Source organism: Streptomyces sp. NPDC048590 (assembly GCF_043199535.1).
In the GTDB taxonomy this organism is placed as follows: domain Bacteria; phylum Actinomycetota; class Actinomycetes; order Streptomycetales; family Streptomycetaceae; genus Streptomyces.
Genome location: NZ_JBICWC010000003.1, coordinates 539,263 through 564,685 on the forward strand (window position 1 = coordinate 539,263; position 25,423 = coordinate 564,685).

At 71.4% G+C, this 25,423-nt stretch carries 19 protein-coding genes; 9 read left to right on the forward strand and 10 right to left on the reverse strand.

The window, feature by feature from the left end:
- Nucleotides 1-60: 60 nt before the first annotated feature.
- Both ACGFNN_RS10715 and ACGFNN_RS10720 read left to right on the forward strand, forming a co-directional pair.
- A complete protein-coding gene (locus tag ACGFNN_RS10715) occupies nucleotides 61-2,940 on the forward strand; it encodes a PQQ-binding-like beta-propeller repeat protein (RefSeq protein WP_393554672.1) in 2,880 nt (959 codons plus the stop codon).
- Nucleotides 2,941-3,122: 182 nt separating this feature from the next.
- Nucleotides 3,123-4,283 carry an NlpC/P60 family protein gene (locus tag ACGFNN_RS10720; RefSeq protein WP_393554674.1) on the forward strand — a complete coding sequence of 387 codons (1,161 nt, stop codon included), beginning with the start codon at nucleotides 3,123-3,125 and terminating at the stop codon, nucleotides 4,281-4,283.
- Between the two features lie 123 nt (nucleotides 4,284-4,406).
- Here the strand turns inward: ACGFNN_RS10720 and ACGFNN_RS10725 are convergent, their stop codons facing one another.
- From ACGFNN_RS10725 to ACGFNN_RS10745, 5 genes are read right to left on the reverse strand one after another with little or no spacing between them, the layout of a single operon-like run.
- Complete coding sequence (locus tag ACGFNN_RS10725) at nucleotides 4,407-5,645, reverse strand: styrene monooxygenase/indole monooxygenase family protein (RefSeq protein WP_362554472.1); 1,239 nt, start codon at nucleotides 5,643-5,645, stop codon at nucleotides 4,407-4,409.
- A gap of 37 nt (nucleotides 5,646-5,682) precedes the next feature.
- A complete protein-coding gene (locus tag ACGFNN_RS10730; protein WP_362554470.1) occupies nucleotides 5,683-6,333 on the reverse strand; it encodes an ATP/GTP-binding protein in 651 nt (216 codons plus the stop codon).
- Nucleotides 6,314-6,727, reverse strand: a complete 414-nt coding sequence (locus ACGFNN_RS10735) for a DUF742 domain-containing protein (protein ID WP_362554468.1) — start codon at nucleotides 6,725-6,727, stop codon at nucleotides 6,314-6,316. Before ACGFNN_RS10735 ends, ACGFNN_RS10730 begins: the two co-directional genes overlap by 20 nt.
- Nucleotides 6,724-7,203, reverse strand: a complete 480-nt coding sequence (locus tag ACGFNN_RS10740; RefSeq protein ID WP_393554677.1) for a roadblock/LC7 domain-containing protein — start codon at nucleotides 7,201-7,203, stop codon at nucleotides 6,724-6,726. The genes ACGFNN_RS10735 and ACGFNN_RS10740 overlap by 4 nt, the downstream gene beginning before the upstream one ends.
- The gene (locus ACGFNN_RS10745; RefSeq protein WP_393554679.1) at nucleotides 7,200-10,058 is read right to left on the reverse strand and encodes a nitrate- and nitrite sensing domain-containing protein; all 2,859 of its coding nucleotides are present in this window, start codon (nucleotides 10,056-10,058) and stop codon (nucleotides 7,200-7,202) included. The genes ACGFNN_RS10740 and ACGFNN_RS10745 overlap by 4 nt, the downstream gene beginning before the upstream one ends.
- Before the next feature lie 369 nt (nucleotides 10,059-10,427).
- Here ACGFNN_RS10745 and ACGFNN_RS10750 point away from each other — a divergent pair, with 369 nt between their 5' ends.
- A complete protein-coding gene (locus ACGFNN_RS10750; RefSeq protein WP_393554681.1) occupies nucleotides 10,428-11,213 on the forward strand; it encodes a protein phosphatase 2C domain-containing protein in 786 nt (261 codons plus the stop codon).
- Nucleotides 11,214-11,278: 65 nt separating this feature from the next.
- On the opposite strand, the gene ACGFNN_RS10755 is transcribed toward ACGFNN_RS10750, so the two are convergent.
- The 4 genes from ACGFNN_RS10755 to ACGFNN_RS10770 form a co-directional block, all read right to left on the reverse strand.
- The gene (locus tag ACGFNN_RS10755) at nucleotides 11,279-11,761 is read right to left on the reverse strand and encodes a MarR family winged helix-turn-helix transcriptional regulator (protein ID WP_393554683.1); all 483 of its coding nucleotides are present in this window, start codon (nucleotides 11,759-11,761) and stop codon (nucleotides 11,279-11,281) included.
- Between the two features lie 246 nt (nucleotides 11,762-12,007).
- A complete protein-coding gene (gene lon / locus ACGFNN_RS10760) occupies nucleotides 12,008-14,431 on the reverse strand; it encodes an endopeptidase La (protein WP_393554685.1) in 2,424 nt (807 codons plus the stop codon).
- 375 nt (nucleotides 14,432-14,806) lie between these two features.
- Entirely contained in the window at nucleotides 14,807-15,310 is a 504-nt protein-coding gene (locus ACGFNN_RS10765) for a DUF6924 domain-containing protein (RefSeq protein WP_393554687.1), read from the reverse strand.
- A gap of 75 nt (nucleotides 15,311-15,385) precedes the next feature.
- Nucleotides 15,386-16,024 (reverse strand): LysE family translocator, encoded by a 639-nt coding sequence (locus ACGFNN_RS10770; protein ID WP_393554689.1) that lies wholly within the window; start codon nucleotides 16,022-16,024, stop codon nucleotides 15,386-15,388.
- Between the two features lie 408 nt (nucleotides 16,025-16,432).
- On the opposite strand from ACGFNN_RS10770, the gene ACGFNN_RS10775 reads away from it, so the two are divergent.
- The 5 genes from ACGFNN_RS10775 (at nucleotide 16,433) to ACGFNN_RS10795 (ending at nucleotide 23,496) form a co-directional block, all read left to right on the forward strand.
- Nucleotides 16,433-17,116 carry a spermidine synthase gene (locus tag ACGFNN_RS10775; RefSeq protein ID WP_393554691.1) on the forward strand — a complete coding sequence of 228 codons (684 nt, stop codon included), beginning with the start codon at nucleotides 16,433-16,435 and terminating at the stop codon, nucleotides 17,114-17,116.
- A gap of 234 nt (nucleotides 17,117-17,350) precedes the next feature.
- Nucleotides 17,351-18,088 carry a response regulator transcription factor gene (locus ACGFNN_RS10780; protein WP_362554448.1) on the forward strand — a complete coding sequence of 246 codons (738 nt, stop codon included), beginning with the start codon at nucleotides 17,351-17,353 and terminating at the stop codon, nucleotides 18,086-18,088.
- The gene (locus ACGFNN_RS10785; RefSeq protein ID WP_393554693.1) at nucleotides 18,085-19,161 is read left to right on the forward strand and encodes an ATP-binding protein; all 1,077 of its coding nucleotides are present in this window, start codon (nucleotides 18,085-18,087) and stop codon (nucleotides 19,159-19,161) included. The genes ACGFNN_RS10780 and ACGFNN_RS10785 overlap by 4 nt, the downstream gene beginning before the upstream one ends.
- Before the next feature lie 258 nt (nucleotides 19,162-19,419).
- Nucleotides 19,420-23,226: a multifunctional oxoglutarate decarboxylase/oxoglutarate dehydrogenase thiamine pyrophosphate-binding subunit/dihydrolipoyllysine-residue succinyltransferase subunit gene (locus ACGFNN_RS10790; RefSeq protein WP_393554695.1), complete on the forward strand. Its 3,807-nt coding sequence runs from the start codon at nucleotides 19,420-19,422 to the stop codon at nucleotides 23,224-23,226.
- Between the two features lie 90 nt (nucleotides 23,227-23,316).
- Complete coding sequence (locus ACGFNN_RS10795) at nucleotides 23,317-23,496, forward strand: DUF6104 family protein (protein WP_014048295.1); 180 nt, start codon at nucleotides 23,317-23,319, stop codon at nucleotides 23,494-23,496.
- Here the strand turns inward: ACGFNN_RS10795 and ACGFNN_RS10800 are convergent, their stop codons facing one another.
- A complete protein-coding gene (locus ACGFNN_RS10800) occupies nucleotides 23,497-24,387 on the reverse strand; it encodes a hypothetical protein (RefSeq protein WP_362672258.1) in 891 nt (296 codons plus the stop codon).
- Between the two features lie 177 nt (nucleotides 24,388-24,564).
- On the opposite strand from ACGFNN_RS10800, the gene ACGFNN_RS10805 reads away from it, so the two are divergent.
- Nucleotides 24,565-25,422 carry a DUF4097 family beta strand repeat-containing protein gene (locus tag ACGFNN_RS10805; protein ID WP_362554439.1) on the forward strand — a complete coding sequence of 286 codons (858 nt, stop codon included), beginning with the start codon at nucleotides 24,565-24,567 and terminating at the stop codon, nucleotides 25,420-25,422.
- Nucleotide 25,423 lies beyond the last annotated feature (1 nt).

Sequence of the window (25,423 nt, forward strand, 5' to 3'; positions counted from 1 at the left end):
CACGGACGCCCGTAAGATCGGCGGTCAGGTGCCGGGAGCACGGTGACAAGGGGGTGCGCCATGGAGGCGCTGCGTCAGGACGATCCACGCCGCTTCGGCCCGTACACGGCGCTGGCGCGCTTCCGTGCGAGTGCGAGCGCCGTGCACTACCTCGCGCGTGACGCGTCGGGGACCGGCTCGGACGCACTCGCCGTCGTCACGGCCGCGCGGCCCGGCCTCGCGGCCGCGCCCGCCTTCCGGCGCCGCTTCCTGTCCGAGGCGCGTACGGCGGAGCGTCTGGCCGGCGGCTGGGTGCAGCCGCCTCTCGTACCCGCGACGGACGACACGTTGTGGACGGCCTCCGCGTACGTGCCCGCGGTGACGCTCACCGAGGCCATCGGCCTCGCGGGCCCGCTGCCCGAACGTGCCGTACGGATACTGGGCGCGGGTCTGGCCGAGACCCTGTCCCGGGTGCACGCCACCGGGGCGGTGCTGCAGGGGCTGGCACCCGGGACGGTGCTGCTGGCCGAGGACGGGCCCCGGCTCACGGCGTTCGGTCCGCTGGGCGCGGCGGCCTCGGCCGAGGTCCGGGAGGGCGGACAGCTCTCGGTACGGCTGGGCTACCTCACCCCCGAGCAGGTCGAGGGTAAGGAGGCGGGACCGGCCTCCGACCTGTTCGTCCTGGGACTGCTGCTGGCGTACGCGGCGACCGGCACGACCCCGCTCGCCGACGGCCCGGCCGAGGAGGCCGCCGAACGCATCGCTCACCGGCAGGCCGAACTGAGCTCGGTTCCCGCGGAGTTGCGGGAACTGGTCGCCAACTGCCTGGCGAAGGACCCGGCTGACCGTCCCACGGCCGGATCGGTCGCCGCGGAGCTCGCCCTGGAGGGCGCGGCCGGTCTCGCGAAGGGCGGCTGGCTGCCGGAACCGCTGTCTGCTGCCCTGAGGGACCAGGCAGCGCGTGCGGGGGCGTTGGAGCCTCCGGCGGATCCGGTCCGGGAGGCGGAGGGCGAGAGGCCCGCGGACGCGGGACCAGCGGACGCCGCAGCCGAGATCGGGCAACCCGACGACGTGGCGCCCACGAGCGGCGGCTCGCCCCGGGACACCGTGACCGCGACCGGTGCGGACGCCGTGGACGCGGACGCCGCCGATGCTGTGGACGCAGCGGACCCCGTGGACGCCGTACGGACGTCCGCGGCACCCGTGGACGCCGTCATCCCGACGGACGCCGTCCCGACGGACTCCGTGCCCCCGGACACGGTGCCCTCGGACGCCGTTCCGATCGACGGCGTCCCGATGGACGCCGTACCGACGGACTCCGTGCCCGTCGGTGAACGGACGCCCGGCGAAGGGCCGCAGACCGCCGGGGAGAACCCCGACGACAACGGGACCACCCGCTTCCTGGGCACCGGGGCACGTCCGTCGCAGACCGACCGGGCCACGCAGCAGCTCTCCCTTCCCCGGGACCCCGCCGGCGCCGCACCCTCGCACCCCGCCCTCCCGGCCGCCGCGCCGCCGCCGAACGCACCCGCGCCCGCGCCCGCGCCCGCGCCCGCGCCCGCACAGCCGTACCCGTACGCCTACCCGCAGAGCCCGCCGGCGCCCACCTCGCCGCCGCGGACCACTCCCTCCGTCTCCGCCCAGGCTCCGGGACGACGGGCGCTGATCACCGCCGTCGCCGCCGGGGTGGCCGGTCTCGTCCTCGGCGGTACCGCGGTGTCCGTCCTCGGGTCGGACGAGCCGGCCTCCGCCACGGAGGACAAGCCCACGGCCGAGCCCGGCCCGAAGCTCCCCGGCCGCGCCCCGGATCCCGGGTGGATCCACACGCGGCCGACCGGATCGCCCGCCCCCGCGACGGCGGGAATCTGGCGGGACAGGCTGCTGGTCCTCACGGACACGGCCGGAGCCACCGCTCTCGACCTCCGAACCGGACGGAAGGCATGGGAGCGCGCCGACGCCGCCGGAGCCCAGACAGTGCTGGCGGCGGGCGACGACCTCTGCTTCCTCGCGAGTCCGACCGAGTTCCTCTGGCTGTCGCCCGAGGACGGGCGGATCGAACACCGGGTCCGCTTCGTGGACCAGTTCACGGGCGTACCGAACATGAAGGTCGCTCCCCTCACCGGCCTTTCGGGCTCCGTCCTCTGGTTCACCGGGTCCCACACGGTCACCGTGAAGGCGCCCAAGCCGAAGAAGGGCAAGAAGCCCGGCAAGGACACCCAGGTGGTGAAGGCGTACCTCTTCGCCTACGACATCGTGCGGCGCGAGGAGCTGTGGCGCACCCCGGTCCCGGCGGGCCGGGCTCCCGGCACTCCGGCCTACCGCCTGACCGCCGTCCGGAACGCCGACTTCGTCGTACGGCAGAGCGCCGACACCCTCACGCCGGACGACGTCAAGGCAGGCAAGGGCAAGGCGGTGTTCCGCTGCTTCGACCGGACCACCGGCAAGCAGCTGTGGAGCCGGCAGTTCGGGACGGTCGCTCCGGGCGGCGCCGCCGTGGGTGACCAGGAGGGACACCTGTACGGGGCCGTCGGTGACGACCTCCAGGCCTTCGAGACGGGCACCGGCAAGCCTGTCTGGACCCTCGACGGCGCCGAGTCCTCCGTCTACGGCACACCGGTGCCGGCGGGGAGGCTCCTTTACACCACGAACCGCAACCAGGAGGTGGCCGCGGTCGACCGTGCCACCGGGAAGGCCGTCTGGCGCCGGTCCACAGAAGTGCCGCTCGGCGACGGCACACCCGCGCTGACCCTCAGCGGCAGCGGGAAGACGCTCTACGCGGCCGACGCCTCCCAGGTCACCGCGTTCCGGGCGGAGGACGGACGCCGGCTCTGGAAGTTCCAGGACATCGGCGCCCAGGACCCGAAGGGAGCCACCGTCACCGCGCCGTACCGGGTCCTGCCCGCCGGGAAGGCCGTCGTCGTGCAGCGGGGCGGCGTCTTCTACTCCCTCCCCGCCCAGTGACGGCCGCCCCGGACGGCGGGCGGCCCGTACGGCCGGGGCGTCCGCCGTCCGGGGCACAGCTCCGGGTGGCGCACCGGGCGGTCCTTGCATCGCCCGGCGGCGGGTGACCGGATGGACGACATCCGAGCATTTGTGGGGTAGTCCGATTATTCGGTGCCGCCCCTGACACCGGAGGTGATGTCGTGTCAGGACGCGTCGCGCGTGCTCTCTGCTCGGCGGCGCTGGCCGCCGTCGTCGCCGCCTCCCCCGCCGTCGCCGATCCGCCGGCACCGGTCCCCTCGCCCTCGGACGCCCCGGCCCCTGCCGCCGGTCCGGCTCCCCAGGGGGTGGCCGGGCTGCTGAAACAGTTGCAGACGCTCTATCAGGAGGCCGAGGAGGCCGGCGAGCTCTACAAGGGCACCGAGGAGGCGCTCAGGGAGCGGACCGCCGAGGCAGGACGGCTGCGCACCGAACTCGCCAGGGCGAGAGCCGCGCTGGACACCGGCCGCCGGGACGCGGGACGGCTGGCCCGCGACCAGTACCAGGGGAGCACCGATTTCTCCGTCTACCTGCGCCTGCTGCTCGCCGACGACCCGGCCCGGGCCCTGGAGCAGAGCCACGTGATCGAACGAGCCCAGGCGGGCCGCTCGGCGGTGGTCGACCGGCTGACCGGCGCCGAGCGGCACGCCGAGGATCTGGCCGCCAAGTCCCGGACGGCGCAGAACCAGCAGCGTCTGCTGACGGAACGGCGCAAGGCGCAGCGGAACACCGTGGAGTCCCGGCTCAAGGGCATCGAGGCGATGCTGGCCTCGCTGTCGCCCGAGCAGATCGCCGCGGTGTCCGCGCTGGAACGCAAGAACGTGAGCGAGGCACAGGACGCGTTGACGGCCTCGGGTGCGCTCAGTTCGGTCCGCCTCCCGTCCGAGGCGGGCAGCGAGGCGGTGCGCTTCGCGATCGAGCAGATCGGGAAGCCGTACGTCTGGGGCGCCGAGGGGCCCGACTCCTTCGACTGCTCCGGGCTCACCTCCCGGGCCTGGTCGGACGCGGGCCGCACCCTCCCCCGCACGTCGCAGGAACAGTGGAGGGAACTGCCGAGGGTACCGATCGGCTCGCTGCGCCCAGGAGACCTGGTCGTCTACTTCCCCGAAGCCACCCATGTCGCGCTCTACATCGGCGACGGCCTCGTCATCCAGGCGCCCCGGCCGGGCGCCACCGTCAAGGTGTCGCCCCTCGCCTCGAACCCGCTGCTCGGTGCGGTCCGCCCGGACCCGGGGAGCACGCCGCTGAGCTCGTACACCCTCCCGGAACTGCCCGAGGGTGCGACCTCGGGGGCGGACACGGGGTACGACGCCCCGGCCACCTGAACGTGGTGAGCCCCGGTCCGACGCGCGGGACCGGGGCGTGAGCCGTCCGTGGGCCGTCGGGGGACGGCCCACGGACACCGGCGCTCTCACCGGGAACCGCCCGCTGCCTCGCGGGCGGGGAGCCTACTGACCGCCGGTGAGCGAGGCCAGGTAGGCGTTGGTCTTCTCCGGCTCGAAGAAGAAGTTGTCGAAGTCCGCCGGGTTGTTGAACCCGTTGGCGAACCGGTCGGCGGCGGGCTGGATCTGACCCGATGCGCCGATGAGGTTCAGGACGTGCTCCGGCGGCGGGCCGAGCATCGCGTTCGTCCACTTCACGACGTGCTGGGTGTTCTCCCAGTGACGCTCGAAGGTCGCCTCCATCCACGCCTCGTCGAACGGCTGGTCGCCGTGCTCGAGGATCGAGTGGAGGTAGGAGTGGGCGCACTTGGACGCCGTGTTCGAGCCCTGGCCGGTGATCGGGTCGTTGGCCACGACCACATCGCCGACACCGAGGACCAGGCCGCCGCCGGGCAGCCGGCCGACGGGCTTGCGTACGGTCGGGGCGTAACGGCCCGCCAGCGTGGCGTTGGCGTCGGTCAGCTCGACCTTGGTGGCGCGCGCGTACTCCCACGGGGTGAACTTCTCCATGAGCTCCAGCGTCTTGGCCAGGTGCTCCGACGGGTCCTTGATGCCCTGGAACGCGTCCAGCGGACCGCCGGGGATGCCCTCCCAGAACAGGATGTCCGCGCGACCGGAGGTCGTCAGGGTCGGCATGATGAAGAGTTCGCCGACGCCCGGGACGAGGTTGCAGCGCACCGCGTCGAACTCCGGGTGCTCCGGACGGGGGCCCAGGCCGTGGACGTAGGCGACGGCCAGCGCGCGCTGCGGGGTGTCGAAGGGCGAACGCGAGGCGTCCCGGCCGAACATGGAGACGAGCTCGCCCTTGCCGGCCGAGACCATCACCAGGTCGTAGGTACGGGAGAAGTAGTCCAGGTCCGAGACCGCGGCGCCGTGGATGACGAGCTGGCCGCCACGCTGGGCGAAGGTCTCCATCCAGCCGGCCATCTTCACCCGCTGGTCGACGGACTGCGCGTAGCCGTCCAGCTTCCCGACCCAGTCGATGACCCGCGAGGAGTCGGGGCCGGCCACCGAGACGCCGACGCCCTCGATCTGCGGGGCCTGGGACTCCCAGAAGTTGAGCTGCAGGTCGCGCTCGTGCTGGAGAGCCGTGTGGAACATGCACTGCGTCGACATGACCCGGCCGGACCGGATCTCGTCGGCGGTGCGGTTGGACATCAGGGTGACTTCGTACCCGTGGGACTGCAGCCCGAGGGCCAGCTGGAGACCGGACTGGCCGGCTCCGACAATGAGTATCTTCCGCATCGCGGTTCTCCGTTACGTGTTCTGGGTGCGTAGGTCGTTACTCGGGGGCGACGTCGAGGGCGTGGCCCACCAGGGCGAGCAGCGACTCGACGACCGTGATCCTCTTACGCGCATCCATGATCACAACAGGTACGTGCGGCGGTACGGTCAGGGCCTCCCGGACGTCGGCCTCGTCGTAACCGGGGGTGCCCTCGAAGTGGTTGACGGCGACGATGTAGGGAAGGCCGCAGCTCTCGAAATAGTCGAGCGCCGCGAAGCAGTCGGCGAGACGGCGGGTGTCGGCCAGGACCACGGCGCCGATCGCGCCACGCACCAGGTCGTCCCACATGAACCAGAAGCGCTGCTGACCGGGGGTGCCGAAGACGTACAGGACCAGGTCGTCGTCGAGCGTCAGACGGCCGAAGTCCATCGCGACGGTCGTGGTGACCTTGTCCGGTGTGGCCGTGAGGTCGTCGGTCTCCTCACTGGCCTGCGTCATCAGCGCTTCGGTCTGCAGCGGGGTTATCTCGGAGACCGAGCCCACGAAGGTCGTCTTGCCGACGCCGAACCCGCCCGCCACCACGATCTTGGTGGCGATCGGCGCGCGCGTGTGGTCGAGCTGCCAGGCCTGCACCGACTCCTCGGGCCGGGCCTGCGGGTCCCGCTTGCGCGGGGTGAAGAGCGGCGCCTCAGAGACGGCGGAGTCCATTGAGCACCCTTTCGAGCAGCGCGCGGTCGGGCTGGCCGGCACCGTGGCCGGTCCCGTAGACGCGGATCTTTCCCTGGTCGGCCAAGTCGCTGAGGAGCACTCGGACCACGCCGAGCGGCATCTTCAGCAGCGCCGAGATCTCCGCGACCGTACGCATACGGCGGCACAGCTCGACGATGGCGTGGAGCTCGGGCATGACGCGCGAGGCGAGGTTGCCGTTGGTGAGCTCTCTTCGCTCCTCCGGAGCGTCCAGCGCGGCGACGAAGGTCTCCACGAGCAGGACGTGCCCAAAGCGGGTGCGACCCCCGGTGAGGGAGTACGGGCGGACTCGCGCGGCCTTGCGGTCGGCACCCCGGACCGGGAGTTTTCGTACGGGTTCAGCAGCTGAGGTCACTGGGTGCTCTCCATCGATTTGCGCAGCTCACTGCGGAGTTCGGGGGTGAGTACATGTCCGGCGCGGCCGACGAAGAGCGCCATGTGGTAGGCGATGACGCTCATGTCGCAGTCGGGCGTGGCGTGCACTCCGAGCAGGGAGCCGTCACTGATCGACATGACGAAGACACTGCCCTCGTCCATCGCGACCATCGTCTGCTTGACGCCGCCGCCGTCCATCAGTTTGGCGGCACCGATCGTGAGCGATCCGATGCCGGAGACGATGGTGGCGAGGTCGGCGCTGGAGCCGCGGGGCCCCGTCCTCCGTCCTTCCGTCCTCGCCGCCGCGAGACCGGGGTCCGAGGAGAGCAGCATGAGTCCGTCGGACGAGACGACGGTGACCGAGTGGACCCCTGGCACCTCCTCCACGAGATTGCTCAGCAACCAGTGAAGGTTCCGGGCCTCGGTACTCAGCCCGAACGTGCTGGGCGCAGTCAACTGCGTGCCTCCTCGACTGTGTCCCCCGTCTCATCGATGCGGCCGTCGGTACGGCCGTGGTCGGTCTGTGCGCCGCTGTCGGCGATCTCCGCCTCGACGTCGCGGCGGCCGTCCTTGGCACCCTGGTGAAAGCCTCCGAGCCGACGGCGCAGGGCCTCCTTGTCCAAGGTGCCCTTCCGCTCGGTGACCGGGGCGGACGGGGGCGCGGAGATCTTGGGGGTGCGCTTGGGCAGCCCCTTGTCCGTGAGCCGCTCAGGCGAGGGCGCCGGGTCGGGCACCTCCTCGCCGAGGCCGGTCAACGGCTGCCGGGGGCCCGGCACGGCATCGGCGGCCGGGGCCGGGGCGGACGCCGGAGCCGTGGCCGGGCTCGTGTCGGCGGCGCGCTCGTGACGGTCGGGTCCGATGGCGTACGGGCTCGGCGCGGCCTGCTGCGCGGGCAGCCGGACCTGCATCGTGGTCTCGGACTCGGACTCCTCGGGCACTCCGGCGGAGGGTCCGCCCACGGTCGTGGGGGCCACCTCCGCGGGCGCCTGGGCCGGCGTGGGTGCCGCCGGCGGTGCGGGTGCCGCGGCACCGGGTGCGGCCGGCTCGGTGCCCGCGGCCTGAAGGGTCCGCTCCGCGGCCGCGATCAGCGGGTCGCCGGCGGGGGCCGCCGAGCGGGGCGGCAGGGCGTTGGAGTTGGCCTCCGCGACCGACCCGGGGAGGTTGAGCGTGGGGGCGTCGCCCGGACGCGGCACCGGCGGCGGCGAGGCCGCGGGCGGCGCCTTGGGCAGCAGCGCCTGCGGAAGGACGACGACCGCGGTCACCCCGCTCCCCTTCTGTTCGCGAAGCTGGACCCGTACCCCGTGGCGGGCCGCCAGCAGCGAGGTCACCTGGAGTCCCAGCCCCGCCCCGTCCGCGGCCTGTTCGCCCGCCTCGAAGGACGCGGGGTCCGCAAGCCTCGCATTGAGCTCGCTCATCCGGACCGCCGACATGCCGATGCCCTCGTCCTGCACGGAGAGCATCACCTCCCCTGTCTCCAGCAGCCAGCCGGAGAGTTCGACATGGGAGTCGGGCGGGGAGAAGGAGGTCGCGTTCTCCAGGAGTTCGGCGACGAGGTGGCTCAGGTCGTCCGCGGCGAAGCCCGCGATCTGGGCGTGCGGCGGAAGGGACTGGATGGTGACCCGCTCGTACCGCTCGATCTCGCTGACCGCGGCGCGCAGGACGTCGACCAGCGGGATCGGGTTCGCGTGCCCCTGGTTGTGGTCCGTTCCCGCGAGGACCAGCATGTTCTCGCTGTGGCGCCGTATGACCGTGGCCATGTGGTCCAGCTTGAACAGGGTCGAGAGACGCTCCGGGTCCTGCTCGCGTTCCTCCATGCTCTCGATGACGCCGAGCTGGCGCTCCACCAGGCCGAGTGTGCGCAGCGAGAGGTTGACGAAGGTGTGGTGGACCGTGTTGCGCAGGCGTTCGAGGTGTCCGGTGAGTTCCGCCACCCTGACCTGGAGTTCGGCCCGCTGCAGGGTGAGCGCCTCGCGGCCCGCGACGAGTTCGGCACGCTCGGTCTGCATGGTCGCGAGCCGGTCGGTGACGTCGTGGTGCAGCTCGTGGAGCTTGCCGTGCAGGGCGTTGATGGAGCGCACGACCTGGGCGAACTCGTCGTTGCGCCCGGTGTAGCGAACCGGCTCGGCGGTCTCGGGCTCCGCCGCGATGCGGCCGGCCCCGATCCGCAGCACGGCCAGCGGCTGGGTGAGGGTACGGGCCACGGCGGTGGAGACGCCGACGGCGATCAGCAGACAGCCGCCGAGCAGGGCGAGGCGCAGCTCCAGCGCGGTGACATCGTCGTCACGGAGTGCCTCGAGCCGCTGCACCTGCTCCGTGCCGAGCGCGGACTCGACCCCGCGCATCCGGTCGATACGGGCGGAGAGCGCGGCGGCGACCTTTTCCGGGTCCGCCTCACGGTCGTCGTCCGAGAACTCGGGACGGTCGGTGAACCGGGTCAGGTACTTCTCCGCACGGGTGACCTCGGAACCGGTCACCGTGGAGGAGAGCTTGTTCCGGGCCGAGGTCCCGGCCGCCTGGTCGAACTCGGCGAGGGAGGCCAGTTCGCGCACCCGCGCCTGCTGCGCGGCGGCGCTGAGCTCGTCACGTGCGCGGTCGTCCTCGCTGCCGCCGGTGTCCTGGCCCTGGACGGGCAGACCGGTGAACGGGTCGATCTGCGGCTGCTGGGGCTGGGTTCCGGGCACGGCGAGTGCGGCGAGGATCAGACCGCGGGTGGCGGACGCCTGCTCCACGGCCGTACCGAGTGCGAGCGGCGCGCGCGTGGCGTCGGCCGCGCGCGGCGGCGTCTTCTCGGCCAGCTCCTCGGCGAGGTCGTGGAGTTTGGCGATGACCTCCGAGTAGGCCTGGTACGCCTCCATCGCCGAACCCTTGCCGGTGAGCGAGGTACGGCGGATCGAGGGGATCTCGGCGAGGTCCCGGCGCAGTGCCGCGGGCGCGGCGTCCCGGATCTCGTCCACCTGCTGGTCGACGCGGGTCGCGGGACCGTTCGCGCCGTCGGCGCCCTTCTCCTCCTCGCGGCCGCCGGCGATGTGGGCGACGACCTGGTCGCGCTCGTCCGCGAGGGAGTGCGCGAGGGTGATCGCCTGCTGGTTCAGCTCGGAGAGCGTGACCAGCCGCTGGGACTCGTTGAGATCGGAGGACGCGCCGAGGGCCGCCGGGGCGCCCGCCGCGATGACGGTGATCCCCACGACGGCGACGCCGGCGACGAGCCGGCTGCGCACCCGCACGGTCCGCTTGGCCGCACCCGCTGCCTGAGGCGTCACCCCGGGCTCCTCACGCGTGCTGTCCTTGCTCCGAGGCCGCTTCTTCTGCACCGGTGCTCGCAATCTTGACTCGTCCGCCCTTGAAGCAGAGATGACGCACGGTCACGTGGATGGGCGCCCACCCTGGGCACCCCGTACGGCTTCCGACGATTCCAGCGCTTTTGAGAGGGGGCCGTGCATCAACCGCTCCGCCACTCGAACGAGTGAACATCACTCCGGAGTTGGCGAACAAGTCTCCCCACCGGCGCCCCGGCTCACGCGCGACGGGCGAGGTGGAACTTACGGCCAGCCTTTGGCAGTATGCCCGCCCGCATATGCCTGGAGCCCTGGCTCCGGCGGCCGGTGGCCATTCTGACCTGCTGGTACGGTCCAACCTCCGGATCGTGCAGGCTCCGTGAAGGCATCGTGCAGACTGCCGGGATGCGCATCGAACTCGCCAGCGAACCGGGCGGCCCCGAACGCCCCAACGAGGACTGGGCATCGGCCTCCGTCCCTGCGGAGGGACGGGGTGGCACCCTCGTCGTACTGGACGGCGTGACACCCCCGACAGGCAGTGACGGCTGTGTGCACTCGGTGCCGTGGTTCACGGCGAGACTCGGGGGCGCCCTGGCCGAACTGTCCGCTTCGCGGAGGGATATGACGCCCGCCTCGATCCTGTCGGAGTCCATCCGGCGCACCGCCGACGCACACCGTTCGACGTGTGACCTTTCTCACCCCCGCACGCCTCAGGCGACGGTGGTTCTGGTGCGCTGGGACGAGGAGCGGGTCGAGCACCTCGTGCTCTCCGACTCCGCACTTCTCGTCGAGGCTCCGGACGGACGGGTCACGCCGGTCCTGGACGACCGTATCGACCGGCTGCCGGCGGGTTCGCTCACCTCGGTGGAGACCGTGGACACGCGCCTGCGGAACAAGGAGGGCGGCTTCTTCACGGCCGCCGCGGACCCCGGGGTCGCCTCGCGTGCCGTGACGGGCGTGACCCCGCGGGGGGACGTGCGCGCCCTCGCGGCCCTGACCGACGGTGCGAGCCGCTGGACCGAACGGTTCCAGGAGGGGGACTGGGGTGCCGCGCTGAAGATGCTGCGTACGGCGGGACCGCAGGGGCTCATCGACCGGGTCAGGGAGCTCGAACGGGCGGACAGGGACAGCGGCCGCCCGCGCCGCGGCAAGCCGCACGACGACGCGACCGCGGTCCTCGTCGAGCTCTGACCGGCCGCCCCGCACCCGGCCGGGGCCCGAACGCTCCGGGGCCGGGGAGGCCCGGACGCTGTGGCTCAGTCCTCGGAGCGCTCGTTGAAGTGGTGGAGGAGACGGGCCAGTTCCGCGATCTCGCTCCTGTCCCAGTCCGCGAGTTTCCGGGCGTAGCGTCCGCGCCGGGCGTCCCGGACGCTGGTGAAGCGCGCGAGGCCCTCGTCCGTGAGATGGACGAGCCAGGCACGGCCGTCGGCGGGATCGGTCTCGCGTGCCACCAGCCCGAGCCGCTCCAGGGCGTGCAGCTGACGGCTCATGGTCGCCTTGCCCACCCCGAAGTAGGCGGCGAGGTCCGTCGCCCGCTGCGGTCCGGTGGATTCCAGCCGGACGAGGAGCCCGTAGGCGGCCGCCTCCAGGTCCGGGTGGACCTCGCGCGCCATCTCGCCGGAATTGGCCCGCGCCCGGCGCAGGAAGACCGAGAGCTCCCGCTCCAGAGCGAGGAACTCGTGGTCCACGTCCCGCCCCGGAGTCCGCCCGGGTTCACCACCGCTGCCACTCCCGTGCACGCCGGCACCCCTCTACGCTTTCCCGCCGATGGAAGACCCTGCCCACCGCGGCCGTCGCCGCAGCCGGATCAGTATTTCGCAGGCGTGGCCCTGTGGCGGAGACCGGACCTCTGCCCGGGCGCGGATCAGCACGCGTGGCGTCACCGCACGCCGCTCCTGGCGCACGCGGAACGTCCCGCCCTCCGGGGAGGGCGGGACGTCCGTACCGGCCGGGGACGTGGCGCCACGTCCGTCACAGCGTGACGCCTACGCGGCGGCCGGGACCCTTTGCACCCCGGCCGAGGCCGGGGCCAGCGCGATCTCCAGCACCTGGCGCACGTCCGTCACCGGGTGGACGTCCAGTGCGTCGAGGACCTCGGCGGGGACGTCGTCCAGATCGGCCTCGTTCCGCTGGGGGATCACCACGGTCGTGACACCCGCGCGGTGGGCGGCCAGCAGCTTCTGCTTCAGTCCCCCGATCGGCAGCACCCTGCCGGTCAGCGACACCTCGCCGGTCATCGCCACGTCCGTGCGGACCAGCCGCCCGGAGAGCAGCGAGGCCAGCGCGGTCGTCAGGGTGATGCCCGCACTCGGGCCGTCCTTGGGGACCGCGCCCGCCGGGAAGTGGATGTGCACGCCCCGGTCCTTGAGGTCCGCGACCGGGAGCTCCAGTTCGGCGCCGTGCGAGCGGAGGAAGCTCAGCGCGATCTGCGCGGACTCCTTCATGACGTCGCCGAGCTGACCTGTCAGGGTCAGTCCGGACGCCCCGGTCTCCGGATCGGCCAGTGACGCCTCGACGAAGAGGACGTCGCCGCCCGCCCCGGTCACGGCCAGGCCCGTGGCCACACCCGGCACCGCGGTCCGGCGCTCCGCCGGGTCCTGGGCGGACTCCGGCACATGGTGCGGCCGCCCGATCAGACCGCGCAGGTCCCCGTCGGACACCGCGAACGGGATCTCCCGCTCGCCCAGTTCGTGCTGGGCCGCGACCTTGCGGAGCAGCCGTCCGACGGCACGCTCCAGATTCCGCACCCCGGCCTCGCGGGTGTACTCGCCGGCCAGCTTGCGCAGTGCGGACTCGTCGAGCGAGACCTCTCCCTCCGCCAGGCCGGCCCGCTCCAGCTGGCGCGGGAGGAGGTGGTCGCGCGCGATGACGACCTTCTCGTCCTCGGTGTACCCGTCCAGCGTGACCAGTTCCATGCGGTCGAGCAGGGCCTCCGGGATGGATTCGACGACGTTGGCGGTGGCCAGGAACACCACGTCGCTGAGGTCGAGTTCGACCTCCAGGTAGTGGTCGCGGAACGTGTGGTTCTGCGCCGGGTCGAGCACTTCGAGCAGCGCGGCGGCGGGGTCGCCCCGGAAGTCGGAGCCGACCTTGTCGATCTCGTCGAGCAGGACCACCGGGTTCATCGAGCCGGCCTCCTTGATCGCGCGTACGATCCGCCCGGGGAGCGCGCCGACGTAGGTCCGCCGGTGTCCCCTGATCTCAGCCTCGTCCCGGACCCCGCCGAGCGCGACCCGGACGAAGGAGCGGCCCATGGCGTGCGCGACGCTCTCGCCGAGCGAGGTCTTGCCGACCCCGGGCGGCCCCACCAGCGCGAGCACCGCACCGCCCCGCCTGCCGCCGACCACCCCGAGCCCCCGGTCGGCACGGCGCTTGCGCACCGCGAGGTACTCGGTGATGCGTTCCTTCACGTCCTGCAGGCCCGCGTGCTCGGCGTCCAGGATCTCCTGCGCGCCCTTGATGTCGTAGGTGTCCTCGGTCCGCTCGTTCCAGGGGAGTTCGAGGACGGTGTCCAGCCACGTCCTGATCCACGAACCCTCGGGGCTCTGGTCGGAGGCGCGCTCCAGCTTCTCGACCTCCTTGAGCGCGGCCTCGCGGACGTGCCCGGGAAGCTCCGCGGCCTCGACACGAGCCCGGTAGTCGCCCGACTCGTCGTCCGGCTCGCCGTTGAGGTCGGAGAGCTCCTTGCGTACTGCGTCGAGCTGGCGCCGCAGCAGGAATTCACGCTGCTGCTTGTCGACGCCCTCCTGGACGTCCTTGGCGATGGTCTCCGCCACGTCCTGTTCGGCGAGGTGCTCGCCCAGCCACTGCAGGGCCAGCTTCAGACGGGCGACCGCGTCGGCGGTCTCCAGCAGCCGCACCTTCTGGGCGGTGGTGAGGAAGGGTGAGTAGCCGGAGTTGTCGGCGAGGGCGGAGACGTCCTCGATCTGCTGGACACGGTCCACGACCTGCCAGGCACCGCGCTTCTTCAGCCAGCTGGTCGCCAGGGCCTTGTACTCCCGGGCCAGCTCGGCGACCGATCCGGGCAGGGGGTCGGGCAGGGACACGTCGATCCTGGTGCCCTCGACCCACAGCGCGTTCCCGGGACCGCTGGTCCCGGCTCCGATCCGTACCCGGTCACGGGCCCGGATCAGCGCCCCCGGATCGCCGTCCGAAAGACGCCCGACCTGTTCGACGGTGCCGAGGACACCGGTCCCGGTCCACTTCCCGTCGATCCGCGGCACGAGCAGCACCTCGGGCTTGCCGCCACCGGGCCGGGCGACGGCCTGCGCTGCCTCCACCGCCCCACGGACCTCCGCGTCCGAGAGATCGAGCGGCACCACCATCCCGGGCAGTACGACCTCGTCGTCGAGCGGCAGCACGGGCAGGTCGATCGGCGTGAACGCCTTGGACGCGGACTCTGCAGTCATGATCTCCCCTTCGGCAGGCAAGTTGAGCTATGTGGGCTCAATGCTTGTGAGCCTCCGAATGTTCCCCGTCTCCCGTTCGCTCTGGGCGATCAGCTCGCGTGTGATCCTGCGAAGGTCCGAGCGACCTCGTATCGGAGGACGCGTCGACCGGTCTGCGGCAGGGGCGTCAGGGAAGCTGCCGGGCGGGGTCACCAGGTCACCGGCGGGAGGTTCGCGGTCGCTCATGCCGACCGGGACGGGACCGGGTTCCGCCTGTCGCGCCCCGCCGTCCGATCCGGCAGCAACGGCGCGATCCGCGCCCACGGCGCGTCACTCGACGACATGCCCCGGCGAACGGCTCGCGTCTGCCGGGGCAACGGCCGTCCGCCGTACCGGTCAGGTGAGCCGCAGTATCTGATCAGGCTCTTCGGATGCAGCCCCGGCGTACTCCGCGAAGTCCACGTTGCCGAGTGCCAGGTTCACCTGGACACCGTGCACGGCAACGGGCAGGACTCGAAATTCCCTGGGCTCCGGCGACTCGATGAGTTCCTGGTAGTAGACGGGGTCGAGGCCACTCACGTCTTCCCAGGTGGTCGACAGAGCCAGCAACGCCCGCGCCGGCGACTGCATCGTGGTGCGGTCGGCGAGGAAGACGACGACCAGGGGCTCATCCACCACGGCGGCAAGCACCTCGTCGGCCGTTGCTCCTGACCAGGCGGGCGCATCGACCAGCTGCACCGCTGCGGCGAACTCACCGCCCGGCCCCCACGGCAGGCACAATTCCTCGACCACGGCGGTCCACGCCTCGTCGTCGCTGAAGTCGGTCCTGATGACGAGAACGTCGAACAGGTCGCGTCCGATCCCGGGCAGCACTCGCTCGACGTTCTCCGGCGGCGTCATGCCCAGGACTCTCCCACCCCACACCGACAACCAGCTCCCGCGGGAGTGATCCGGAAGAGCGTCGGCCGGGACAGCTCAGTCCTTGCGCCCCGTCGTGGCGACCGTGACACCGAGCCCGATCATGGTGAGTCCGCCGATCCCGCCCACCAGCGAAAGCCGCTGCGGCGAGCGCGCGAACCAGTCCCGGGCACCGGCCGCGACCAGTCCCCACACCATGTCGGACGCCACGGCGATCACGTTGAAGACCAGGCCCAACAGCAGCATCTGCGCGGCGACATGCCCCTGGCCACGGTCGACGAACTGCGGCAGCACGGCGGCGAAGAACACGATCGTCTTCGGGTTGGTCACCCCGACCGCGAACCCCTCCCAGAACGTGCGAAGCCCACCCTGCGCGGCCTCCGTCCCTGTGACCACGGCCCGCAGCGATCCGCGCTCACGCCACGCCCTGACGCCGAGGGACACCACGTACCCGGCACCCACCAGCTTGAGCACCGTGAAGACGAGAACCGAGCGCTCCACCACCGCCCCCACCCCGAACGCCACGGCCACGACCAGCACACAGGCGCCGAGCGTGTTCCCCACCACCGTGGTCAGCGCCGCACGACGCCCCCACGCCAGAGCACGTCCGACCACGAACAGCACGCTGGGACCGGGGATCACGATCAGCAGGAACGACATGGCCGCGAAGGCGAGCAGTCGGTCGGCGGACACCATGAAACCCATGCAAGCACGGGGGACACCGCCCCTCCAGCCCTTTGCGCCGCATCGCGCCGACTCCTACGCCCCCGGCCGGCACGCATCCGGACCCCTTCGCCCGGAGGTGGGACGCGGCGGCGCGGTGACCGCACCCGGTGCCCGCCGGGTCGTCCCCATGAGCACCACCGGCCCGCAGGGATGCCGAACGCCGCGAGCACCCGCCGACGCGTGGCGTCGCGCAGGGCGAATTCGAGCCGCCCAGCGCCGTCGTGCACGCCTGGGGCGTAGCCGAACCCCCACAGCGGCAGGAAGACGGGCGCACCACCCCCACGGGTGGCACGGCCGAAATCCGCTGGCCCGGGCACGGGGCGGCGCGGAAGGATGGGCACGCCGTGACGATCCCGAGCACCCACCGGAGACCCGCGCATGCCGGCCACAGAAGCCCACAGCCCCGTCGTCCTCGACCGCCGCGACGGCCCCTTCGGCGAAGTCGTCCTGCGTGAGCGTGGCGAGCACTTCGAGATCATCGCCAACGGATGCTTCCTGATGGACACCTCCGACGGGCGTTCCGAGCGCCTGCTGGTGGATGCCGCGCTGGCCGCCCTGCCCGGGAACCGGCAGGACCCGTCGGTCCTCATCGGCGGGCTCGGCGTCGGGTTCTCGCTCGTGCGGGCGGCCGAGGAGGACCGCTGGGGCCGGATCGTGGTGGCCGAGCGCGAGGAGGCGGTGGTCGACTGGCACCAGGACGGCCCGCTCGGGCGGATCACCGGTCCGGCGCTGTCCGACCCCAGGACGGAGATCCTCCGTACCGACCTCGTAGAACACCTCCGTACGACCACGGAGCGTTACGACGCGCTGTGCCTGGACATCGACAACGGTCCGGAATGGACCGTCACGGAGGACAACGGGAGCCTCTACTCCCCCACCGGCCTCGCGGCCTGCCGGGCCCGGCTGACGCCGGGCGGGGTCCTCGCCGTGTGGTCCGCACAACCGTCCCCGGAGTTCGGCGCGGCGCTGCGGAATGCCGGATTCCGCGCGGTAAGAACCGAAGAAGTAGCCGTTGCCCGAGGTGTTCCGGACGTGGTCCATCTCGCATCGCGCGAAGACTGAACCCCCACCCGGTATGTACACCCCGGTCCCGCCCGGGGTGGAGCGGCCCCACCCCGCCGGTCCGTATCCTTTCCCGCGGGTAACACCTTCATGCCGGACAACACCCTGCGTAGCCGGGAGACGTCCTCTGCCTTTACGCTGCTGACCGGCACAAGGGGCCTACCGACGAAATCCACAAGCGACAACCGTGCCTCCGGAGGAATGGCCTCCGCGAGAACGGGCAGGGGCGGGGCGATGGAACAGACACACACCACCCACAACGGCGCGGCGGCCACCCCCGGGGCTCAGCGCCGGGTGCTGGTGGTCGAGGACGACGCGACGATCGTCGACGCCATTTCCGCCCGACTGCGGGCGGAGGGCTTCCTGGTGCAGACCGCGTCCGACGGTCCGTCGGCCGTGGACGCGGCCGAGGCGTGGCAGCCGGACCTGATGCTGCTCGACATCATGCTCCCCGGCTTCGACGGCCTGGAGGTCTGCCGACGCGTGCAGGCCCAGCGCCCCGTGCCGGTGCTGATGCTCACCGCACGCGACGACGAGACCGACATGCTGGTCGGGCTCGGGGTCGGCGCGGACGACTACATGACCAAGCCGTTCTCCATGCGGGAGCTCGCGGCGCGCGTCCACGTCCTGCTGCGCAGGGTCGAGCGGGCCGCTCTCGCGGCCGTCACACCCCGCAGCGGGATCCTGCGCCTCGGCGAACTGGAGATCGACCACTCGCAGCGCCGCGTCCGGGTACGCGCCGACGACGTGCACCTCACGCCGACCGAGTTCGACCTGCTGGTCTGCCTGGCGAACACCCCGCGCGCGGTGCTGTCGCGGGAGCAGCTGCTGGCCGAGGTCTGGGACTGGGCGGACGCCTCGGGTACGCGCACGGTCGACAGCCACATCAAGGCCCTGCGCCGGAAGATCGGCGCCGAGCGGATCCGCACCGTGCACGGCGTCGGCTACGCCCTGGAGACCCCCGCGCCATGACGCGGCCCGGCTCAGGACTGCGGCCGTTCTCCATCAAGGCCAAGCTGGGCACGCTCGTGGTGGTCTCCGTGTTCATCACGACCGGACTGCTGATCGTCGCGCTGCGGACCAGGACCGAGTTCAGGTTCATCACCGTCTTCTCGGTGATCGCCACCCTGCTGATCACCCAGTTCGTGGCGCACGGGCTGACGGCGCCGCTGGACGAGATGCGCGCCGTGGCCCGGTCCATCTCGCACGGCGACTACACGAGACGGGTGAGCGGCGCCGGGCGGCGTGACGAGCTGGGCGACCTCGCCCAGACGATCAACCGCATGACGGACGATCTGGAGGCGGAGGACCGGCACCGGAAGGAGCTGGTGGCCAACGTCTCACATGAGCTGCGCACCCCGATCGCCGCGCTCAGAGCCGTGCTGGAGAACGTCGTGGACGGGGTGTCCGAGGCCGACCCCGAGACGATGCGTACGGCGCTGAAGCAGACGGAGCGCCTGGGCCGGCTGGTGGAGACGCTGCTGGACCTGTCCAGGCTGGACAACGGTGTGGTCCAGATCAAGGCACGCCGATTCGAGGTCTGGCCGTATCTCTCCGGCGTACTGAAGGAGGCGAATCTGGCCGCCTCCCACCGCCGCCTCTCCTCAGGTTCCGGCAACCACACCCGTACAGATGTCCATCTGCATCTGGACGTGTCGCCACCCGAGCTGACGGCTCACGCCGACGCGGAGCGCCTGCACCAGGTGGTCGCCAACCTCATCGACAACGCCGTCAAGCACAGCCCGCCGCACGGCCGGGTCACCGTGCTGGCACGGCGCGGCGCGCATCCCGAGTCGCTGGAGCTCGAGGTCGTCGACGAGGGCCCGGGCATCCCGGAGGCGGAGCGCCACCGGGTGTTCGAGCGCTTCAACCGGGGCCAGGCGCCGTCCCCGCACGGCCCCGGCAGCGACGGCGGTACGGGGCTCGGCCTGGCGATCGCCCGCTGGGCGGTGGATCTGCACGGCGGCCGGATCAGGGTGGCCGAATCCGCCCGGGGCTGCCGGATCCAGGTCACCCTTCCGGGGCTCACGCAGTTCCGCGATTGACCCTGCGTTCGAAGCGGAGGGGCCCGTTTCTGCCTCCGGGCCGGGAAAGCGATACGGTCCAGGGGGCCGTACAGCGGCCTCGCGTACCGAAGGGCAGCGGAACCCTGCTTGTTTCCCGCCATTTCATGCGCCGAAACCCGGCTTCTGATGTGATGTGCACGACGAAGACCGGCCCGGCCTGCACGTAACGGCTGGGGAGGCGTAGCCTTGATTTCCGCTGTCCATCACCTTGTGAAGCGGAAGAGGGCGGTTGCCGCCGTGTCGTCTCAGTCCCCCAGTAACTCGAGCATCTCGACCGATCAAGAAGCAGGCCCCGGGTCGAACCCGGCCGCTGCGTTCGGCGCCAATGAGTGGCTCGTCGACGAGATCTACCAGCAGTACCTCCAGGACCCGAATTCGGTCGATCGCGCCTGGTGGGACTTCTTCGCCGACTACAAGCCGGGCGCGTCCGGCACGGCGGACAAGCCCGTACCCGCACCTGCGGAAGCGGTGACACCGGCTCCGGCCGCCACCGCCGCGAGCACCGTGAACAACTCCGCTCCGGCCGAGGCCCCGGCCGCGCCCGCCGCCCCGGCCAAGCCCGCGGCCGCCGCTCCGGCGGCTCCCGCGAAGGCGCCCGCCGCTCCGGCGAAGGCCGCGCCCGCCAAGGCCGCCCCGGCGCCGGCGAAGTCGCAGGAAGCTCCGGCCGAGGCCCCCGCGGGCCCCGAGTACGTGACGCTGCGCGGTCCGTCGGCCGCGGTCGCGAAGAACATGAACGCCTCCCTGGAGCTGCCGACGGCCACGTCCGTCCGCGCCGTCCCGGTGAAGCTGCTCTTCGACAACCGCATCGTCATCAACAACCACCTCAAGCGGGCCCGCGGCGGGAAGATCTCCTTCACGCACCTCATCGGGTACGCGATGGTGCAGGCCCTCAAGGCCATGCCGTCGATGAACTACTCCTTCGCGGTGAAGGACGGCAAGCCGACCCTGGTCAAGCCGGAGCACGTCAACCTCGGGCTGGCCATCGACCTGGTGAAGCCGAACGGCGACCGCCAGCTCGTCGTCGCGGCCATCAAGAAGGCCGAGACGCTCAACTTCTTCGAGTTCTGGCAGGCCTACGAGGACATCGTCCGCCGGGCCCGCGTCGGCAAGCTCGGCATGGACGACTTCTCGGGCGTCACCGCGTCGCTGACCAACCCCGGCGGCATCGGCACCGTCCACTCGGTGCCCCGCCTGATGCCCGGACAGGGCCTCATCATGGGCGTCGGCGCGATGGACTACCCGGCGGAGTTCCAGGGCACCTCCCAGGACACCCTGAACAAGCTCGGTATCTCCAAGGTCATGACCCTGACCTCGACGTACGACCACCGGGTCATCCAGGGTGCCGCGTCCGGCGAGTTCCTGCGGGTGCTGGCCCAGCTCCTCCTCGGCGAGAACGACTTCTACGACGAGATCTTCAAGGCGCTGCGCATCCCCTACGAGCCGGTCCGCTGGCTCAAGGACATCGACGCCTCGCACGACGACGACGTCACCAAGGCCGCGCGGGTCTTCGAGCTGATCCACTCCTACCGGGTCCGCGGTCACGTGATGGCCGACACCGACCCGCTGGAGTACCGCCAGCGCAAGCACCCCGACCTGGACATCACCGAGCACGGCCTCACCCTGTGGGACCTGGAGCGCGAGTTCGCGGTCGGCGGTTTCGCCGGCAAGACGATGATGAAGCTCCGTGACATCCTCGGTGTCCTGCGTGAGTCGTACTGCCGCACCACCGGCATCGAGTTCATGCACATCCAGGAGCCGAAGGAGCGCAAGTGGCTCCAGGACCGGGTGGAGCGTCCGCGCCCCGCGCCGGAGCGCGAGGAGCAGCTGCGGATCCTGCGCCGCCTCAACGCCGCCGAGGCGTTCGAGACGTTCCTGCAGACCAAGTACGTCGGTCAGAAGCGGTTCTCGCTGGAGGGCGGCGAGTCCGTCATCCCGCTGCTCGACGCGGTCATCGACTCCGCCGCCGAGGCCCGCCTCGACGAGGTCGTCATCGGCATGGCCCACCGCGGCCGCCTCAACGTCCTCGCCAACATCGTCGGCAAGTCGTACGCGCAGATCTTCCGCGAGTTCGAGGGCAACCTCGACCCCCGGTCGATGCACGGCTCCGGTGACGTCAAGTACCACCTGGGCGCCGAGGGCACCTTCACCGGTCTGGACGGCGAGCAGATCAAGGTCTCGCTGGCCGCCAACCCCTCGCACCTGGAGGCGGTCGACCCGGTCCTGGAGGGCATCGCCCGCGCCAAGCAGGACATCATCAACAAGGGCGGCACCGACTTCACGGTCCTGCCCGTCGCGCTCCACGGCGACGCGGCCTTCGCGGGCCAGGGCGTCGTCGCCGAGACGCTGAACATGTCGCAGCTGCGCGGGTACCGCACCGGCGGCACCGTGCACGTGGTGATCAACAACCAGGTCGGCTTCACCGCCGCCCCGGAGTCCTCGCGCTCCTCGATGTACGCCACCGACGTGGCGCGCATGATCGAGGCGCCGATCATCCACGTCAACGGCGACGACCCGGAGGCCGTGGTCCGCGTCGCGCGGCTCGCCTTCGAGTACCGGCAGACGTTCAACAAGGACGTCGTGATCGACCTCATCTGCTACCGCCGCCGCGGTCACAACGAGGGCGACAACCCGGAGTTCACCAACCCGCAGATGTACACCCTGATCGACAAGAAGCGCTCGGTGCGCAAGCTCTACACCGAGTCCCTCATCGGTCGCGGCGACATCACGCTGGAAGAGGCCGAGCAGGCCCTCCAGGACTTCCAGGGCCAGCTGGAGAAGGTCTTCGCGGAGGTCCGCGAGGCCACCTCGGCGCCGTCCCAGCCGCATGTCCCGGACGTCCAGGCGGAGTTCCCCGTCTCGGTGGGCACCGCGGTCTCCTCGGAGGTCGTGAAGCTGATCGCCGAGTCCCAGGTCAACATCCCCGACGGCATCACGGTGCACCCGCGTCTGCTCCCGCAGATGCAGCGCCGCGCGGCCTCCGTGGAGAACGGCACGATCGACTGGGGCATGGGCGAGACCCTGGCCATCGGCTCGCTGCTGATGGAGGGCACCCCGGTCCGGCTCGCCGGCCAGGACACCCGCCGCGGCACCTTCGGCCAGCGTCACGCGGTCCTCGTCGACCAGAAGACCGGCGAGGACTACACCCCGCTGCTCTACCTCGCCGACGACCAGGCCCGTTACAACGTCTACGACTCGCTCCTCAGCGAGTACGCGGCGATGGGCTTCGAGTACGGCTACTCGCTGGCCCGCCCGGAGTCCCTGGTGATCTGGGAGGCCCAGTTCGGCGACTTCGTCAACGGCGCCCAGACCGTCGTCGACGAGTTCATCTCCTCGGCCGAGCAGAAGTGGGGCCAGACGTCCGGCGTCACCCTGCTGCTCCCGCACGGCTACGAGGGCCAGGGCCCGGACCACTCGTCGGCGCGTCCGGAGCGTTTCCTGCAGATGTGCGCGCAGGACAACATGACGGTCGCGATGCCCACCCTCCCGTCGAACTACTTCCACCTCCTGCGGTGGCAGGTGCACAACCCGCACCACAAGCCGCTCATCGTCTTCACCCCGAAGTCGATGCTCCGCCTCAAGGCGGCCGCGTCGAAGGTGGAGGAGTTCACCAGCGGTGGCTTCCGCCCCGTGATCGGCGACGACACGGTGAAGGCCGAGGACGTCCGCAAGGTCGTCTTCGTGTCCGGCAAGCTCTACTACGACCTGGACGCCGAGCGCGAGAAGCGTGGCGACACGGAGACCGCGATCATCCGGCTGGAGCGTCTGTACCCGCTGCCGGGTGCGGAGATCCAGGCCGAGATCGCCAAGTACCCGAACGCCGAGAAGTACCTCTGGGCCCAGGAGGAGCCGGCAAACCAGGGTGCGTGGCCGTTCATCGCGCTCAACCTGATCGACCACCTCGACCTGGCCGTCGGCGCCGATGTGCCGCACGGCGAGCGCCTGCGCCGCATCTCGCGTCCGCACGGCTCGTCCCCGGCGGTCGGTTCGGCCAAGCGTCACCAGGCCGAGCAGGCGCAGCTGGTCGCCGAGGTCTTCGAGGCCTGATCAGCCGCTGTGCACCACCGGAGGTCCCGGCCCCGCGAGCATCTCGCGGGGCCGGGACCTCCGGCTTTCCGGCCTCGTTATCCTGGTCCCATGTACTTCACGGACCGTGGCATCGAGGAACTGGAGAAGCGGCGCGGCGAGGAGGAGGTCACCTTCGAGTGGCTCGCCGAGCAGCTCCGCACGTTCGTCGACCTCAACCCCGACTTCGAGGTTCCCGTCGAGCGTCTGGCGACCTGGCTGGCCCGGCTCGACGACGACGAGGACGAGTAGTCACCTCCCGGGGCTCCCCGCCTCGGTGCCCCTGATCCGGTTGTAGGTGAGCCCCAGCACGCCCTGCGCGAGCAGGACCAGACCCGCCGTGATCCAGCCGCCGCTGCGGCGCCGCGCTCCCCAGAGGGTGAGCGGAAGTCCCGCCGCGATCTGGGCGGCGGCCACCGCCCGGGCCCTCGGGCCCAGCACCCAGGGACCGAGGCTGCCGCTCTCCACGGCGTCCAGCTCGACGCGTACGGCATCACGCCAGCCCGCCCATTCGATGAGTTCCGCCCGTGGCAGGATCGCGGCGACCGAGCGCAGCCGGTCGGCCGGCTCACCGGGCGTGAGTCCGGCGGGCAGTTCCACCCCCGCACGGGCGAGGACGGTGAGCAGGTCGCGCAGCCGGGCGCCGGAGTCGGCCGCCGGATCCTCCCTGGTGAGCGCCTCCAGCGCCTGGACGTCGAGCACGGGGTCGAGGCCGAGCCGGAGGGCGGAAGTGCGCATCGCCTCCTCCTCGGCGGCCGGCGTGCCGTCCGCCAGCCAGATGTAGCCGACCGGACGGCGGAATCCCGAGGCCAGGGTGTAGCCGGAACCATCGGCGTCCCACCACAGGGCGAGCACCGGCCAGGTCGAGCCGACCGCGAGGGCTGTCGCCCATCCCCCGACGACCCGGTCGACCGGCTCGGGCCTTTCGCCGTCGGCCGCGGACCCGCCGGGGGACGCGGTCCTGTCCGCCGCGCCGCCGTCGTGTCCGTCCCTCCGCCAGGGTTTCCCCTCGGGCACGAGCACGCTCCAGCCCTCCCCCGCCGGTACGAGGAGCATGCGCTCCTGCAGCAGGTGCGCCACGGGCCGTACGGTCTCGGGTTCGGCCCGGCAGAGCAGCAGGGCACCCACGGATGTCGCGGTCATGCCTCACACGCTAGGTCACTTTCGCCCCGTCTGAACCTTTTCACCCCTGTGCGGCGACCCTGGTCCCCTCGCCGCCACCCTTCGGATCCCGCCCTTGACTTCCACGATCCACGATATATCGTGTTCCTCATGAGACGCGATATATTGCGTCACACCGTCCAGCGGGAGGTCATATCCATGCCTGAGCCGACGTGGACCGTCGCCGAGCCCCGAAAGCTCACCTTCGACGAGCCCGTGACAGCACTCGACGTGCGCATCGTCGACGGCACGGTGAATGTCGTCGGCACGGACGAGCCGACCGCACGGCTGGAGGTGTCCGCGATCGACGGCCCCCCGCTGATCGTGACCCAGGAGGGCGGATCCCTCACCGTCACGTACGAGGACCTTCCCTGGCAGGGATTCCTCACCTGGCTCGACCGCCGGCGTCCGCGCCGCACCGCCGTGGTCTCCCTGGCGGTGCCTGCGGGCGCGACGGTCAAGGTCGGAGCGGTCGGAGCGGAGGCGGTCGTCTCGGGGATCCGTGGGCGCACCGAGCTGAGGGGCGTCTCAGGCGACAGCACCCTGGTGGGACTCTCCGGCGTGGTCCGGGCCGAGACCGTGTCGGGCCACCTGGAGGCCCAGACGGTCACGGGCGACCTGCGCTTCCAGTCCGTCTCGGGGGACCTGACGGTCGTCGAGGGTGCGGGCACCTCGGTGCGAGCGGAATCGGTCACCGGCCACATGGTGCTCGACCTGGACACCTCCTCGAAACCGACGGACATCCGGCTGACCTCGGTCTCGGGTGAGATCTCCATCCGGCTGCCGCACCCGGCGGACGCACGGGTCGAGGCGAACACCGCGAGCGGCACGGTCTCCAACGCCTTCGAGGACCTGCGGGTAGGCGGCCAGTGGGGCGCGAAGAAGATCACCGGCACACTGGGGGCAGGTACCGGGAAGCTGAAGGCGACCACCGTCTCGGGATCGATCGCCCTGCTGCGACGCCCTCCCGCCCAGGACAGCGCGCACGACGCCGAGCAGACCGGAAAGGTGCTCTGAC